The 15,249-nt window shown below is 71.4% G+C and carries 12 protein-coding genes; 8 read left to right on the forward strand and 4 right to left on the reverse strand.

Annotation, left to right across the window (positions count from 1 at the left end; all coding sequences use genetic code 11):
• Positions 1–183: 183 nt before the first annotated feature.
• The 5 genes from mtrA to hpf all read left to right on the forward strand — a co-directional run bounded on the left by mtrA (position 184) and on the right by hpf (position 7,063).
• Positions 184–861 (forward strand): MtrAB system response regulator MtrA, encoded by a 678-nt coding sequence (gene mtrA, locus ACFO4E_RS09330; protein WP_378529765.1) that lies wholly within the window; start codon positions 184–186, stop codon positions 859–861.
• Positions 858–2,606, forward strand: coding sequence for an MtrAB system histidine kinase MtrB (gene mtrB, locus ACFO4E_RS09335; RefSeq protein ID WP_378573077.1), 1,749 nt, complete (start codon positions 858–860; stop codon positions 2,604–2,606). Before mtrA ends, mtrB begins: the two co-directional genes overlap by 4 nt.
• Positions 2,603–4,495 carry an LpqB family beta-propeller domain-containing protein gene (locus tag ACFO4E_RS09340; protein WP_378572912.1) on the forward strand — a complete coding sequence of 631 codons (1,893 nt, stop codon included), beginning with the start codon at positions 2,603–2,605 and terminating at the stop codon, positions 4,493–4,495. Before mtrB ends, ACFO4E_RS09340 begins: the two co-directional genes overlap by 4 nt.
• A gap of 73 nt (positions 4,496–4,568) precedes the next feature.
• A complete protein-coding gene (locus tag ACFO4E_RS09345) occupies positions 4,569–5,336 on the forward strand; it encodes a ComF family protein (RefSeq protein ID WP_378572914.1) in 768 nt (255 codons plus the stop codon).
• Positions 5,337–6,394: 1,058 nt separating this feature from the next.
• Positions 6,395–7,063 carry a ribosome hibernation-promoting factor, HPF/YfiA family gene (gene hpf / locus ACFO4E_RS09350; protein WP_378572916.1) on the forward strand — a complete coding sequence of 223 codons (669 nt, stop codon included), beginning with the start codon at positions 6,395–6,397 and terminating at the stop codon, positions 7,061–7,063.
• 33 nt (positions 7,064–7,096) lie between these two features.
• Here the strand turns inward: hpf and ACFO4E_RS09355 are convergent, their stop codons facing one another.
• Positions 7,097–7,558 (reverse strand): hypothetical protein, encoded by a 462-nt coding sequence (locus ACFO4E_RS09355; RefSeq protein ID WP_378572917.1) that lies wholly within the window; start codon positions 7,556–7,558, stop codon positions 7,097–7,099.
• Positions 7,559–7,785: 227 nt separating this feature from the next.
• On the opposite strand from ACFO4E_RS09355, the gene secA reads away from it, so the two are divergent.
• Entirely contained in the window at positions 7,786–10,725 is a 2,940-nt protein-coding gene (gene secA, locus ACFO4E_RS09360; protein ID WP_378572919.1) for a preprotein translocase subunit SecA, read from the forward strand.
• Between the two features lie 304 nt (positions 10,726–11,029).
• Here the strand turns inward: secA and ACFO4E_RS09365 are convergent, their stop codons facing one another.
• The 3 genes from ACFO4E_RS09365 to ACFO4E_RS09375 all read right to left on the reverse strand — a co-directional run bounded on the left by ACFO4E_RS09365 (position 11,030) and on the right by ACFO4E_RS09375 (position 13,726).
• A complete protein-coding gene (locus tag ACFO4E_RS09365) occupies positions 11,030–11,395 on the reverse strand; it encodes a VOC family protein (RefSeq protein ID WP_378572921.1) in 366 nt (121 codons plus the stop codon).
• Positions 11,396–11,485: 90 nt separating this feature from the next.
• The gene (locus ACFO4E_RS09370) at positions 11,486–12,910 is read right to left on the reverse strand and encodes a PTS transporter subunit EIIC (RefSeq protein WP_378572923.1); all 1,425 of its coding nucleotides are present in this window, start codon (positions 12,908–12,910) and stop codon (positions 11,486–11,488) included.
• Between the two features lie 75 nt (positions 12,911–12,985).
• Positions 12,986–13,726: a GntR family transcriptional regulator gene (locus tag ACFO4E_RS09375; RefSeq protein WP_378573080.1), complete on the reverse strand. Its 741-nt coding sequence runs from the start codon at positions 13,724–13,726 to the stop codon at positions 12,986–12,988.
• Positions 13,727–13,908: 182 nt separating this feature from the next.
• On the opposite strand from ACFO4E_RS09375, the gene ACFO4E_RS09380 reads away from it, so the two are divergent.
• Both ACFO4E_RS09380 and ACFO4E_RS09385 read left to right on the forward strand, forming a co-directional pair.
• Positions 13,909–14,952, forward strand: a complete 1,044-nt coding sequence (locus ACFO4E_RS09380; RefSeq protein ID WP_378572925.1) for an SIS domain-containing protein — start codon at positions 13,909–13,911, stop codon at positions 14,950–14,952.
• Positions 14,953–15,010: 58 nt separating this feature from the next.
• Positions 15,011–15,247 carry a PTS sugar transporter subunit IIB gene (locus ACFO4E_RS09385; protein WP_378572927.1) on the forward strand — a complete coding sequence of 79 codons (237 nt, stop codon included), beginning with the start codon at positions 15,011–15,013 and terminating at the stop codon, positions 15,245–15,247.
• Positions 15,248–15,249: the final 2 nt, after the last annotated feature.

Here is a 15,249-nt window from a genome sequence, read left to right on the forward strand (position 1 = left end):
ACGGGGGGCGGCCGAACGAACGATGAACTCCCCACGGCAAATGATGGCAAGGTTGGGCCGGGAGGACGGTTCCCTGGCGGGACCCCGGAGAACAGATCGCAGTTTTCGCCGCTTGAGTGTCCGGAAAGGAGCAGGCGCGCAGCCGCCACCCGTCACGGGGGCGGACCCGCGCCGGATACATCGATGAAGGGACGCGTACTGGTCGTCGACGACGACCTCGCTCTCGCCGAAATGTTGGGCATCGTCCTCAGAGGCGAAGGCTTCGAGCCCTCATTCGTGCACGACGGCGACAAAGCGCTAGAGGCATTCCGCGAGACCAAGCCCGACCTCGTGCTGCTCGACCTCATGCTGCCCGGGGCCGACGGCATCGACGTCTGCCGCCAGATCCGCGCCGAATCCGGCGTGCCGATCGTGATGCTCACCGCGAAGAGCGACACCGTCGACGTCGTCCTCGGCCTGGAATCCGGTGCCGACGACTACATCGTCAAGCCGTTCAAGCCCAAGGAGCTCGTGGCCCGGGTCCGCGTGCGGCTGCGCCGCACCGAGGAGCCCGCGCCCGAGGTGCTCCAGATCGGCGACATCACCATCGACGTCGCCGGGCACTCGGTGCGCCGCGAAGGCGAGCCGATCAGCCTCACCCCGCTGGAGTTCGACCTCCTGGTGGCACTGGCACGCAAGCCGCGCCAGGTCTTCACCCGCGAGGTCCTGCTGGAGCAGGTCTGGGGCTACCGGCACGCCGCCGACACCCGCCTGGTCAACGTGCACGTGCAGCGGCTGCGGGCGAAGATCGAGAAGGACCCCGAACACCCTGAGGTCGTCGTGACCGTACGGGGGGTCGGCTACAAGGCCGGTACCGCCTGATCGGTACCGGTACAGCGGGCGCGTCCGACAGCGGCGCGCGAGCGGCGAACCCTGGCGAGGCCGAGGGCGCCGCCGCGTCGCGCTGGCAGAACGCGGTCGGGCTGCTGCTGAGCGGCTACCTGGCGGCCCAGCGCGCCGCACGCGGGCTCGTGCGCGGCGTGCACTCCCGCTGGCGCCGCTCGCTGCAGTTGCGGGTGGTCACCACCACGCTGCTCATCTCCGCTCTGGTCACCGCCGTTCTGGGGTTCTTCCTCGTCCAGCAGGTGCTCACCGGGCTCCTGGAGGCCAAGCGCACCGCCGCGCTCAACGACCACAAGGCCGGGCTCACCGCGGCGGTCAACGCCCTCCAGGACGGCGACCAGGCGTCCGACCCCGACGGCCGGCTCGCCCAGATCACCGAGGAGCTGAGCCAGAGCAGCGGCACCACCGGGCTGTACGAGGTGGTCATCCTGCCCGACGTCGGCGGCCTCAGCGGGTACGCGACCGTCGACGAGGCCAGCGTCCCGCGGCGGCTGCGCGACGACGTCGGGTCCAGCCTGGAACTCGAACAGCAGTACGTCACCTACACCGAGATCATCCGCGGCGACAGCCGCGAGCCCGGGCTCGCCGTGGGCGCGCGCATGTCGCACGCCTACGAGCTGTACTACCTGTTCCCGCTCGACCACGAGCAGCAGATGCTGGACCTGGTGCAGAACACCGTCGTGTTCGTCGGGTCCGCCCTGGTCATCCTGCTCGTCGTCGTGGCCTACATCGTCACCCGCCAGGTGGTCATCCCCGTACGGCTGGCGGCGGGGTCGGCCGAGCAGCTGGCATCGGGCGACCTCTCCGAGCGCATGAAGGTCCGCGGCGAGGACGACCTCGCCCGCCTCGCCATGTCCTTCAACGACATGGCGGGCACCCTCCAGGAGAAGATCCACGAGCTGGAGGAGCTGTCCAAGGTGCAGCGCCAGTTCGTCTCCGACGTCTCCCACGAGCTGCGCACCCCGCTGACCACCATCCGCATGGCCGGCGACCTGCTCTACGAGGACCGCGACGAGCTCGACCCCACCATGGGCCGCTCGGTGGAGCTGCTCCAGAGCCAGCTGGAGCGGTTCGAGGAGCTCCTCGCCGACCTGCTGGAGATCAGCCGGCACGACGCGGGCGCGGCCACCCTGGCGCTGGAGTCGGGCGACATCCGCCACGCCGTGATGAAGGCGGTCGGCGACGCCGAGCAGATCGCCGAGAGGCGGGGCATCAAGGTCGTGCTGCGGCTGCCCGCCGACCCCTGCGTCGCCGAATACGACTCCCGCCGGATCAACCGCATCCTGCGCAACCTGGTCGTCAACGCGATCGAGCACAGCGAGGGCAAGGACGTCATCGTGACCGCGGCGGGCGACCGCGACGCCATCGCGGTGGCCGTGCGCGACTTCGGCGTGGGCCTGAAGGAGGGCGAGGAGCACCTCTGCTTCGACCGGTTCTGGCGCGCCGACCCCGCGCGCGCCCGCACCACCGGCGGCACGGGGCTGGGATTGTCGATCGCCAAGGAGGACGCGCTGCTGCACGGCGGCTGGCTCCAGGCGTGGGGCATGCCGGGCAAGGGCTCGCAGTTCCGGCTGTCGCTGCCGCGCAAGGCGGGCAAGGAGCTGCGCGGGTCGCCGCTGCCGCTCGCCCCGCCCGAGATGGCCATCGGCCGGACGAGGCCGGGGTTCGCCGCCGTCATCGGCGACCCCGACATCGCACGGCCGCAGGCCGGGGAGGCTTTGTGACCACGTCCAGAGCGGTCGCGCCCACCGCGGCGCTGCTCGCCCTCACCCTGTCCGCGTGCGCCACGGTGCCCAGCGGCGGCGCCGTCACCCAGGGCTCGGGCAGCGGCGACACCACCGACCCCTACGGCAGCTACGTGCGCATGCTGCCCGCGGGACCCCAGCCCGGAGTGGGCGAAGAGGGCCTGGTCCGCGGATTCCTCAAGGGCATGGGCAGCTTCACCGACAACCACGGCACCGCCAGGGAGTACCTCAGCTCCGGGCGCCAGGCCGACTGGGCGCCCGACGGCGACGTGCTCGTCTACGAGGACATGGACGCCGTCGCGGTCGACGCCGACACCGCCGCCGACGGCGAGACCGCCACCGTGCGGCTGCGCAGCAGCCGGGTCGCCGCCATCGACGGCAGCGGGCAGTACATCCCCGCCGACGCCGGGCAGATGATCGACGCCACCTACCGGCTCGCCCGCGACGGCGAGGGCGAGTGGCGGATCACCGACCTGCCCGACTCGCTGATCCTCAGCCGTCGCGACGTCGAACTCGCCTACCGGCCGCTGAACCTGTACTACTTCAACGCCGACCGCTCCCGGCTGGTGCCCGACCCCGTCTTCCTCCCGGTCGGCAGCGACAACCTCGCCACCCGGCTGGTGAAGATGCTGGTCGGCGGTCCGACGGACTGGCTGGACCCGGCGGTGGACTCCGCCTTCGGCGACGGCACCGGCGCCGATGTCGCCTACGACTCCGGCCGCGTCACGGTCGAGCTCGGCTCCGCCCCCGGGGGCACCGAGAACCGGTTCGGCATGGCCGCACAGCTGGTGTGGACGCTCAAGCAGCTGCCGGAGGTCGAGGAGCTGTCGCTGCGCATCGACGGCGAGGAGGTCGATCTGCCGGGCGCGAACGGCGACGACCTGATCACCGGCGGCCAGTGGGACACCGTCGACCCCGCGGGGGCGGACAACGACCTCAACGCCTACTTCGTCCGCGACTCCCAGCTGTGGGCGCTGAGCCCGGGGCAGCAGGACACCATGCCGGAGGAGCGGCGGGTCGGCGGGGCCCCCGGAGCGGGCGACACCCCGTTGGAGCAGCACGCGGTCGACCTGGACGAGCGGCACGTGGCCGGCATCCGGGCCGGGCGCGGGGAGGTCGTCGTCAGCCGGACCGAGGAGGGCGGCGAGTACGTGCCGGTGCTCTCGGGCGGTGAGTACACCTCCCTGTCCTGGGACGCCTACGGCGACCTGTGGGCGGCCGAGGACGTCTCCGAGGACGCCGCCGCGGCGCGCGAGGAGGATGCCCAGGCCGTCGAGGAGGACACCGAGCGCAGCGGCGACGACCCCACCCCCGTGCCGGAGTCCGGCGCGAGCCCGTCGACCCGGGCCGAACCGCGCCTGGGCACCAGGCTATGGCTGCTGCACGGCGGCACCGACCCGGTGGAGGTGGACGTGCCGGAGCTGAGCGGCACTCTGGTCACGCAGGTGCGGGTATCGCGCGACGGCACCCGGCTGGCGGTCGTCGGCCGCGACTCCGGGGACGACGGCGGCCGGCTGATGGTCGGGCGCATCGTGCACCGCGACGACGGCACCGTGGCGGCGGGGGGCTTCCTGCCGCTGGCGCGCGAGCTGCGCGACGTCTCCGACGTCGCCTGGCGCGGCGGCGACCAGCTCGTCGCCCTCGGACGCAAGGACCGCGACGCCGACCAGGGATTCCTGGTGTCGCTCGACGGCAGCACGGAGACCACCAGCGCGGGCGCCCCGTCGGGCGCCGACATGACCGCGATCTCGGCCGCACCGGGCCGCCCGCTCCTCTCCAGCTCCGAGGACGACCAGATCTGGCTCACCAACGACCGCATCAGCTGGCAGCGCGCCGGCGACGGCACCAACCCCGTCTACCCGGGCTGACCCGCCCGACGGGTCGTCCACAGCCGGGGAAATCGGGCTGGTGGGCGGTCGCGGAGGCGGTCAGGCTGGGGGCATGGGAAAGCCGCCCGCCGGGGTCGCCTCGGCCGTCGCCATCGCCGTCTCCATGGTCTCCGTCGTCGCCGGCGTGTTCGCCGGGGTTTCCTCCGCTGTCGTCGCCGCGGGTGCGCTTCTGGTGCGTGCCGGGTCCGCGCTGGCCGATCTCGTCCTGGGGGAGGCCTGCGCCGGGTGCGCGGCTCCGGGGACTCCGCTGTGCGCCGCGTGTGCGCGGGACCTGGCCGGTCGTCCGCCGCGCCGGTGCCGGCCGCGCCCGGGCTGCCCGCCGGTGTGGGCGGCCGGGCCGTACACCGGTCGCGATCGAACACTGCTGCTCGCGTTCAAGGAGCGGCACGCCCGCGCCCTCGCGGGGCCGCTCGGCGCCCGCCTGGCCGGGGCGGTCGCCCGGGCCTCCGGCGGGCATCCCGGATTCGTGCTGGTCCCGGTGGCACCGCGCGCCAGGGCGCGGCGCCGGCGCGGGTACGACCCCGTACTGCTGCTCGCCTGCGCGGCGGCGCGGGCCGGGCCCGCGCGCCCGCGTGTGGTGCCCGCACTGCGCCACCGGCGGCGCGTGGCCGACCAGGTCGGATTGGGGCGCGAGCACCGCCGGGCCAACCTCGCCGGGGCGCTGGAGGTGTGCCCGCGGTCAGCGGCCGCGATCGCGGGACCCGTGGTGGTGGTCGACGACATCCTGACCACCGGCGCCACCCTCGCCGAGGCCGCCCGCGCGCTGCGCGAGGCCGGAAAAGACGTGGTCGGCGCCGCTGTACTCGCCGATCGCCGGTAACCTCGACGTTGGCCGGAGGAACGCCCCCGTTCGACCGCGGACCGTCAAAAAGGTTTTACCCGGTGGTCCGGGGTCCTCTACCTCCGGTGATGTGTGGGGGCGATCGGACGCTTTCCGCGAGATGCCCGGTGGATCGGCACCTGACATCCGCCGCATCTCGGGTTAGCGTTCAGGACATGGCACCCGCCCGGGTCCGTGGTTGCGCCGGAGGTCGTGTCCCCATCGCGGGGGCACCAGTTCGGCAAGCCGATGCCAGCCGCAGGCGAAACGGCCCACGTAAGGCGACTTTTCGTCGACCGATCACGGTGCGGCTTAGAGGTAAGCCCTGCCCCGCGGAGGGATCCGATGTCCCTCCCGGCCGGGAGAAGGGCAGTAGTCGCACAAAAGCGCGGCGAGACCCTCAGCAGGCGGATGTGGGGACGAAGACCAGGTCGGCCGGGCGGGTGACATGTCCATCCACGAGCAGGCCGACATGCCCGAACCCGGGCGTCGGCCTGTGGTGGTCTGTGCTCCCCGCTCAGCCTGTGGGGCGCCCTCAAGGCGGCGGCTTCCCTCGTCGCGGCGCGCTCCCTCGTTCCTCGGTCGCACACCGCTCCTCAGTCCAGCCACCGCCGGCGCCCCACAGGCGTGCTCGGCGCTCCCCGCTCAGCCTGCGGGGCGCCCTCAAGGCGGAGCCGGTCCGGGGAAACAGTCCTCGTCGCGGTGCGCTCCCTCGTTCCTCGGTCGCACACCGCTCCTCAGTCCAGCCACCGCCGGCGCCCGACAGGCACGCTCGGTGCTGCCCGCCCGACCTGCGGGGACGCGTCAAGGCAGGAGCCTTCTCCGCCGTTCGGCGCTCCTCGGCCCGGCCGCTGCCGGCGCTCTCCCCTGTTCCCTCAGTGCGCGAGGCGTGGCGCCTGGCAACGTGGGTATACACCCCTCCCAACTCGCACACGGGCCGCCACCCGGGTCGCGGCCGAGGAGAGGAGGAACCGGCGAAATGCCGCCCGTCGCCGACGGCGACGGGCAGATCAGAGCAGGCCGCCGCTATGCGGCGGTGACGCGATGAAGGGGGTCTTGTGGACATCATCGTCAAGGGTCGGCGCACCGGTGTCGGAGACAGATTCCGGCAGCACGTCGAGAACAAGCTCGGGAAGCTCTCCAAGTGGGAGCGGCAGGGCATGGTGATCGACGTGGAGGTGTCCAAGGAGCGCAACCCCAGGCTCGCCGACCAGCGTGAGCGGGTCGAGCTGACCATCCGCTCCGCCGGCCCCGTCGTCCGCAGCGAGGCATCCTCGGACGACCGCTACAACGCCCTGGACCAGGCACTGGACCGCATCGAGGCGCGCCTGCGCAAGGCCGCCGACCGCAAGAAGCCGGGCAAGGGCAACCGCGCCCCCGTCTCCGTCGCGGCGGCGACCGCCGACCTCGGTGTCGACGGCCTGGGACCCGTGGCCGCGCCCCCGGCGCCGTCACCGGGCGCAGATGAGTCCGCCGAGTTCGACGGCGCCGAGGTCGACGGCCGCTTCGCCGATGAGTTCGTCGAACTCGACACCCAGGGCACCGCGCCGCACGTCGTGCGCGAGAAGTTCCATTCCGCGAAGCCGATGACCATCGACCAGGCCCTGATGGAGATGGAACTCGTCGGCCACGACTTCTACCTCTTCCACGACGAGGACCGCGACTCCCCCAGCGTCGTCTACCGGCGGCGGGGCTTCAGCTACGGCGTCCTCCGACTGGTCGACTGACCGTCGCCGGTCCCCGCGGCGCCGGAGGCGGCTTCAGCGGCCTCCGGCGCCGGGACGCCGCTCCGCGGCGGTTCGCGTGGTCTTCGCCGCGTCGGCCGTACCCTCGGCCCCGGAGGTTCCCGCCGATTCCGCCGACTCCGGCGCAGGCTCCTCGGCTCGGCGCACCCGCTGGTGTCGCTTGATGCGGTGCAGCGGCGTCGAGTGCTTCTCCTCCGTTTCGCGGCGCGGGTCGTCCAGCACCACGTCAGTGAAGATGTCGGTCGTGAGGCTCACGATCCCGCCGATCGCCATCAGCACCGCGCCGGCGATCAGCAGCCCCCAGGCGGGGCCGAGCACGAGTGACACCCCGGCGAGCGCGAACCCGCCGATCATCAGGGCGACGGCCACCCAGGACCCCGCGCGGCCGCGGTGGGTGGTGGTGGGCGCCCACATCCCGCCCTCGGCCTGGTACCCGCGGATGAAGGTATTCGGATCGTTGCGGTCGGTGTCGGCCATGATCGGCACCCCCCGATACCGGACGGCTACATTTGTACGTCTCGACCGCCAATACCCGAGAGCGGGGGGTTGAACCCGTGCTCCTCCGCGACCTGTCCACATGCGGTTCGCGCGGAGAGGCGCCGGGGGCCATTGAGGCAATAGGCTCGCCTACGATGGAAAGCTGGGGGTCAAGGATCCGTCCCGCCTCCGGACGCGGGCCCAGTACTGCGAGGAGCGCATAGGAAGTGCCAGGCATACTCGACAAGGTCCTCCGCGCGGGCGAAGGAAAGATCCTGCGCAAGCTCAAAAAGCTGAAGGACCAGACCAATTCGATCGAGGACGACTTCGTCGACCTCAGCGACGCCGAGCTGCGCGAACTCACCGATGAATACCGCGAGCGGCACAAGGACGGCGAGTCTCTGGACGACCTGCTGCCCGAAGCCTTCGCCACGGTGCGCGAAGCCGCCAAGCGCACGCTGGGCCAGCGGCACTTCGACGTCCAGCTCATGGGCGGAGCCGCCCTCCACTTCGGCAACATCGCGGAGATGAAGACCGGTGAGGGCAAGACCCTGACCGCCACCCTCGCGGTCTACCTGAACGCATTGGCGGGCAAGGGCGTCCACGTCATCACCGTGAACGACTACCTGGTCAGGCGCGACGCCGAGAACATGGGCCGCATCTACCAGTTCCTGGGCCTCGAAGTCGGCGTCATCTCCCCCGACATGTCGAAGGCCGACCGCCGGGCCGCCTACCAGGCCGACATCACCCACGGCACGAACAACGAATTCGGCTTCGACTACCTGCGCGACAACATGGCGCTCTCGCTCGCCGAGACCGTGCAGCGCGAGCACTCGTTCGCCATCGTCGACGAGGTCGACTCCATCCTCATCGACGAAGCCAGAACGCCGCTGATCATCAGCGGCCCCGCCGAGCAGAACTCGCGGTGGTACGCCGAATTCGCCAAGATCGCCCCCCGCCTGCGCCGCGACACCGACTACGAGGTCGAGGAGAAGAACCGCACGGTCGGGATCACCGAGGCCGGCGTCGCCAAGGTCGAGGACTGGCTCGGCATCGAGAACCTCTACGAGTCCGTCAACACCCCGCTCATCAGCTTCCTGAACAACTCGCTGAAGGCGAAGGAGCTCTACCGGCGAGACAAGGAGTACATCGTCAAAGACGGCGAAGTGCTCATCGTCGACGAGTTCACCGGCCGCGTCCTGCGGGGCCGCCGCTACAACGAGGGCATGCACCAGGCCATCGAGGCCAAGGAGAAGGTGCGGATCAAGGACGAGAACCAGACCCTCGCCAAGGTCACCCTCCAGAACTACTTCCGCCTCTACGACAAGCTGGCGGGCATGACCGGTACCGCCACCACGGAGGCGGCGGAGTTCAGCCAGACCTACAAGATCGGCGTCGTTCCGATCCCCACGAACAAGCCGATGATCCGCGGCGACGAGAAGGACATCGTCTACAAGGGTGAAGAGGCCAAGTTCGAGGCGGTCGTCGACGACATCGCCGAGCGCAACGCCGAGGGCCAGCCGGTGCTGGTCGGCACCACGAGCGTCGAGAAGTCCGAGCTGCTGTCGAAGATGCTCAAGCGGCGCGGCATCGCCCACGAGGTCCTGAACGCGAAGAACCACGCCCGCGAGGCGTCGATCATCGCGCGCGCGGGCAAGCTCGGCGGGGTCACCGTGGCCACCAACATGGCCGGCCGCGGTACCGACATCATGCTCGGCGGCAACCCCGAGATCATGGCCGACGAAGAGCTCCAGGCGCGGGGCCTCCAGCCGCTCGAAACCCCCGAGGAGTACGAGGCGGCCTGGCCCGAGGCGCTGGACAAGGCCAAGCAGGAGGTCGAGAGCGAGCACGAGCAGGTGGTGGAGGCCGGCGGCCTCTACGTGCTCGGCACCGAGCGCCACGAGTCGCGCCGCATCGACAACCAGCTGCGCGGCCGTTCCGGCCGCCAGGGCGACCCCGGCACCTCGCGCTTCTACCTCTCGCTCGAAGACGACCTGATGCGGCTGTTCAACAGCGCCCGGGTCGAGCTGATCTACGACCGGCTGAACATCCCCGACGACCAGCCGATCGAGTCCGGTGTGGTCAGCAAGGCCATCCAGTCGGCGCAGGGCCAGGTCGAGCAGCAGAACTTCGAGATCCGCAAGAACGTCCTCAAGTACGACGAGGTCCTCAACCGGCAGCGCAAGGTGATCTACGCCGAGCGCCGCAAGGTCCTCGAAGGCGCCGACCTGCGCGACCAGGTGGGCGGCATGATGGACGAGGTGCTGGAGGGCTACGTCAAGCTGGCCACGGCCGAAGGCGACTCCTCCGAGTGGGACCTCGACAAGCTCTGGAAGGCGTTCAAGCAGGTCTATCCGATCAGCTTCACCGCCGATGAGCTGATCGACGACATCGGCGGCGACCTCGGCTCGCTCACGCCGGAGATCCTGTCCCAGCACGTCCGCGAGGACGCCGCCGCGGCCTACGAGCGCCGCGAGGAGGAGATCGGCTCCGACGCCATGCGCGAGGTCGAGCGCCGGGTGATCCTCCAGGTCATGGACCGCAAGTGGCGTGAGCACCTGTACGAGATGGACTACCTCCAGCAGGGCATCGGCCTGCGGGCCATGGCGCAGCGCAACCCGCTGATCGAGTATCAGCGCGAGGGCTTCGACATGTTCCAGGAGATGCTGGAGTCCATCAAGGAGGAGTCCGTCGGCTACCTCTTCAACGTCGAGGTCCAGGTCAACGGCAAGCCCGCGGGCCAGGGGATCACGGCCGCCGGCGCCGCCGCGACCGCCGCCGCCACGAGCGCGGTGATCGAGACCGGCCCGGCCGAGCCCGGTACGCCCGAGGACACCGGCGAGGAGGCCGCCGCCGCGAAGGCCGAGGCCGATGCCGCGGCCGAGGAGTCCGGCAAGGCCGGCGGCACCGAGGACGACACGGCCGACACCGCCGACGCCAAGGCCGGCGACCCGGCCGAGTCCGCGGCCGACGTCGTGGTGCCCGGCTTCGGCGCCGGCCGCCCGACCCGGCTCCAGTACTCGGCCCCGGGCGAGAGCGGCGAGGTCGAGAAGCGCACGGAGTCCGAGACCGACGAGTTCGCCGGTGCCGCGCGCAACGCCCCGTGCCCCTGCGGCTCGGGCAAGAAGTACAAGAAGTGCCACGGCGACCCGAAGAACAAGGCATAACGCCGGTTCCCGGACCACACGTCCGGCACTGACCCGACGCTGAGGGGCCCGCGCAAGCGGGCCCCTCAGCGCTGCCGGGGCCGCATGGACGCCCCGCGGGCTGAGCGGGCTACGGGGGTAGGGCCGCCGGACGGCTCGAGGTCCTTCCGGCCGATGGCGGCCCTCGAAGCGGTCATCCCATGGTGCCTTCCCGTCTTCCCGTCGCCTCACGTGACGCCGCGATTCTGCCGGACGGGAGCGGGAACGGCCATCGGATAACCGGGGTGCGGAGCGGCCGCACCCCGGCCCCCGGCCGGCCCTGGTCCTAGGACTCCGCGAAGACCCCCAGTTCGTTGCCGCTGGGATCGGCGAAGTGGAAGCGCCGCCCGCCCGGGAAGGCGTAGGGCTCCTTCACGATGCGTCCGCCGGCGCGGGTCACGGCCTCGACGGACCGGTCGAGGTCGGTGGAGAAGAGCAGGACGAAGGGGCTGCCGCCGCGCGCCCCGCCGTTCGGGTTGAGTCCGCCGACCTCGCCGCCGTCGGGGCCCTGGATCCCCGCGTACATGGGGCCGTAGTCGTTGAACCGCCACCCGAACGCCTTGGTGTAGAAGCGCTTGGCCTCCTCCAGGTCGGTGACCGAGAACTCGATGTAGTCGAGGGCGTGGTGCCGCTGCTCCGCTGATCTGTTCATATCGCGCATTGTCCGCGACGGGTCCGACGGACGGGGCCGGACACCCCGGCGGGGTGCGGCCCATCGGGCCGCACCCCGCCGGATGGCCGGTCAGGACGCCGGTGGCGGCCCGCCGTCCTTCTTCGCCGAACCGGAGGCGGACCCCCCGGTGGCGACGCTGTCCGCGGCGGCCACCGAGGGCTTCTCCTCGATGGGCTCGCGGCCCGGAGTGGGCAGGTTCATCTTGGTGATCAGGAAATAGAAGATGGCGTAGTAGAGCACGAAGTAGACCACGCCCAGGCCCAGGATCCATCCCAGCCCCGTGGTGTTGGACTTGCCCGCGTTGAGCACCAGGTCGATCAGGCCCGCGGAGAACCCGAAGCCCAAGTGGGCGTCGAACAGGTTGAGCAGAGCCATGGAGACACCGGTCAGCACCACGTGCACGACGAACAGCACCGGCGCGATGAAGATGAACGCGAACTCGATGGGCTCGGTGATGCCCGTGACGAACGCGGTGAGCGCCGCCGAGATCATGATGCCGCCGACCGCGGCGCGCTGGCTGGGGTGCGCGGCGCGCCACATGGCCAGGGCGGCGGCGGGCAGGCCGAACATCAGCACCGGGAAGAACCCGGAGAGGAAGCCGCCCGCGGTCGGGTCGCCCGCGAGGTAGCGGTTGATCTCGCCGTTGGACACCACGCCGGTGGCGGGGTCGGTGTAGCTGCCGAACACGAACCACACCACCGAGTTGACGATGTGGTGCAGGCCGAACGGCAGCAGCAGCCGGTTGACCATCCCGTACACGCCCGCGCCGATCGCGCCCGACGTCATGATCTGCTCGCCGAGCCAGTTGATGCCGGCGCCCGCGAAGGGCCAGATGAAGCCGAAGGCCACGGCCAGCAGCAGGGCGGCGACCGCGGTGATGATCGGCACGAACCGCCGCCCGCCGAAGAAGCCGAGCCAGGTGGGCAGCTTGATGCGGTAGTAGCGCTGCCACAGCACCGCGGCGAGGATGCCGATCAGGATGCCGCCGAGCACGTCGGTGGGGTTCTTCACGCCCCAGTTGATGACGCTCTCGCCGTCGGCGTTGACCATGGTCACGGCCTCGCCGAGCTCGCCGCCGCGCTCGAAGAACAGGTACTTGCTCACCCGGTCGAAGACCACGTAGCCGACGACGGCGGCGAGGGCGGTCGAGCCGTCCGCGCGCTTGGCGAAGCCGATGGCCACCCCGACCGCGAACAGCAGGGGCAGGGCCTGGAACAGGGCGTCGCCGGCGGTGCCGATGACCCCGGCGACGGGGATCATCCAGCCCATGCCGGCGACGTCGGCGAGGCCGCCGGGGTCGGGGCCGTTGGAGCCGAGCATGTCGCCCTGGCCCAGCCGCAGCAGGATGGCCGCGGCGGGCAGGACCGCGATCGGCAGCATCAGGCTGCGGCCGATGCGCTGGAGGATGCCCAGAGCGCGTGAAGGGGATGTGGTCGCCGGGGGTATGCCGCTGTTGTCAGCGGTCGATGGTGAGGTCACCGCTGGTCCTCTCATGACGTCGTGCGGGATGGGTGGATGCGGGTGCACGTGGGGCGTGCGCAGGGAGTGCGGTCCCGCCGAGGCGGGGCGTCAGGTGCCGCCGGGGAGGCGGGGGTCGAGGCGCGAGTGGAGCTGGTACCGGTCGGCCCGGTAGGTCGAGCGTGCCAACTCGACACAGCGCCCGTTGGCGAAGCTGCGCCGCTGCATGGACAGCACCGGGCTGCCCGGGGGCAGGCCGAGCAGTTTGGCGTCGGCGGGTTCGCAGATTCCGGCTTCGATGGTCTGCTCGCCGGAGTCGAGGATGATCCCGAACTCCTCTTCGAGGATCGCGTACAGCGAGCGCTCCGAGAGCGAGAAGACGTCCAGGTGGGGGGCGATCGACAGCGGGATGTTCGAGCGCTCCACGGCCATGGGCTCGCCGTCGGCGGTGCGCAGGCGTTCGATGTGGTGGACGGGGGAGCCGGGCGCGATGTCCATCATGCGGGCGGTGCTCCCGCCGGCGGGGACGACCCGGCGGGTGAGGTCGCGGGCGCCGGGGACGAAGCCCCGGGTGCGCATGTCCTCGGTGAAGGACGCCAGGGCCAGGGCCATCTCGATCTTGGGGCGGGCCACGAACGTGCCCTTGCCGGGCACGCGGTACAGCTTGCCCTCGGCCACCAGCAGGTCGATCGTCTGGCGCACGGTCATCCGCGACAGCCCGTAGGTGGTGCCGAGTTCCCGTTCGGAGGGCACGGGGTCGTCCACGGACAGGCCGGACTCCACGATCCAGTCGAGCAACAGGTCCCGGAGCTGCGCGTACTTCGGGACGGGGCTCGCGGGGTCGATCGCCATGTCGCTCGTGCCTGTTCGGTAGTGGGACATTCTGGTATTACTGGTATAGGCCGGACTAGACCACAGGCCCGAGCGGTGTGTCAACACTCCGGGCGGCCGGTACGCCGATCACCCCCCGCCAGGCGGTCGTACCAGGCAGGATGCTTCGGCGGCGCGATACTCACGACCGAGGGAAGAGGCTCATGACCACCACGACGAGCGTCATGCGCGCCGAGATCGGGGAGCAGCCGGCGGCGCTGCGCGACACCCTCGACGCGCTGCTGCCGCTGGCCCCCGAGATCGAGGCCCTGGGCCGGGAGACCCGCCAGGTGCTGTTCATCGCCCGCGGATCCTCCGACAACGCGGCCGTGTACGGCAGCTATCTGCTCCAGGCGCACAGCGGGCGGCTGGCCACCCTCGCCTCCCCCTCCATCGCCACCACCTACGGCGCCCGGATCGACCTCTCCGGCGTCCTCGCGGTGGCCATCTCCCAGTCGGGGCGGACCGAGGAGATCGTCGACACCATGGCCTGGGCCGCCGACTGCGGCGCCCGCACGGTCGGCGTCACCAACGGCGACGGTTCGCCGCTGGCCGAGGCCGCCGACCTGGCACTGGTCACCCGCGCGGGCAACGAGGTGGCCGTTCCCGCCACCAAGACCTACACCACCCAGCTCGCCGCGCTGGCGGTCCTGGCCCTCGGGCTGGGCGCCGGCCTCGACCACGGCGAACTGGCCGCGGTCCCCGACGCCATCGACGACGCGCTCGACCGCCCGGCCGACGCGCTGGACGCGATCGTCGAACGCCTCGTCGGGGTCGAGGGCGCGGTGGTGTCCGGGCGCGGCATGGCCTTCTCCACCGCCCTGGAGGCCGCCCTCAAGCTCAAGGAGGCCTGCTACCTGCACGCCATGGGCCTCTCCTACGCCGATCTGCTGCACGGCCCCATCGCCGTCGTCGACTCCGCGACCCCGGCGATCCTGATCGCCGCGAACTCCGGGCCGACCCTGCCCGGCACGGTCGCCCTCGCCGAGCGCGTCGTCTCCGCCGGCGCCCCCGCCTACGGCATCGGCGGCGGCTCCGCCCTGGCGGGAGCCTGCGACCTCGCGGTCCCCGCCCCCGACGTGCCCGAGTGGCTGGCCCCCATCAGCCTGATCGTTCCCGCCCAGCTGATCACCGAGCGGCTCGCCCGGAGCCTCGGATACAACCCCGACGCCCCCCGCGGCCTCGGCAAGGTGACCCAGACCGGGTAGGAGCGCCCCCGCGCCACCTAAGCTCGGCTTGCATCCCGTCCCACCAATGGAGGTTCACATGGCCGACAAGGCCGCCGCGATCGTCGCCGGGCTGGGCGGCGCCGGCAACATCGAGGACATCGAGGCATGCATCACCCGGCTGCGCACCGAGGTCGCCGACCCGGGCAAGGTCGACGAGGCGGCGCTCAAGGCCGCCGGCGCCCACGGCGTGCTGGTCTCCGGAAAGGTCGTCCAGGTCGTGGTCGGCCCCGAGGCCGACACGCTCACCGACGACATCAACGACCTGCTCGACTGACC

This window comes from Nocardiopsis mangrovi (assembly GCF_042653925.1).
Classification (GTDB): Bacteria; Actinomycetota; Actinomycetes; order Streptosporangiales; family Streptosporangiaceae; genus Nocardiopsis_B; species Nocardiopsis_B mangrovi.

What these genes read in the sequence shown, in the direction of transcription:
- mtrA (WP_378529765.1), top strand. Translation starts at nt 184, where the DNA reads ATGAAGGGACGCGTACTGGTCGTCGACGACGACCTCGCTCTCGCCGAA.
- ACFO4E_RS09345 (WP_378572914.1), top strand. Translation starts at nt 4,569, where the DNA reads ATGGGAAAGCCGCCCGCCGGGGTCGCCTCGGCCGTCGCCATCGCCGTC.
- ACFO4E_RS09355 (WP_378572917.1), bottom strand. Translation starts at nt 7,558, where the DNA reads ATGGCCGACACCGACCGCAACGATCCGAATACCTTCATCCGCGGGTAC.
- ACFO4E_RS09365 (WP_378572921.1), bottom strand. Translation starts at nt 11,395, where the DNA reads ATGAACAGATCAGCGGAGCAGCGGCACCACGCCCTCGACTACATCGAG.
- ACFO4E_RS09370 (WP_378572923.1), bottom strand. Translation starts at nt 12,910, where the DNA reads ATGAGAGGACCAGCGGTGACCTCACCATCGACCGCTGACAACAGCGGC.
- ACFO4E_RS09375 (WP_378573080.1), bottom strand. Translation starts at nt 13,726, where the DNA reads ATGGCGATCGACCCCGCGAGCCCCGTCCCGAAGTACGCGCAGCTCCGG.
- ACFO4E_RS09380 (WP_378572925.1), top strand. Translation starts at nt 13,909, where the DNA reads ATGACCACCACGACGAGCGTCATGCGCGCCGAGATCGGGGAGCAGCCG.
- ACFO4E_RS09385 (WP_378572927.1), top strand. Translation starts at nt 15,011, where the DNA reads ATGGCCGACAAGGCCGCCGCGATCGTCGCCGGGCTGGGCGGCGCCGGC.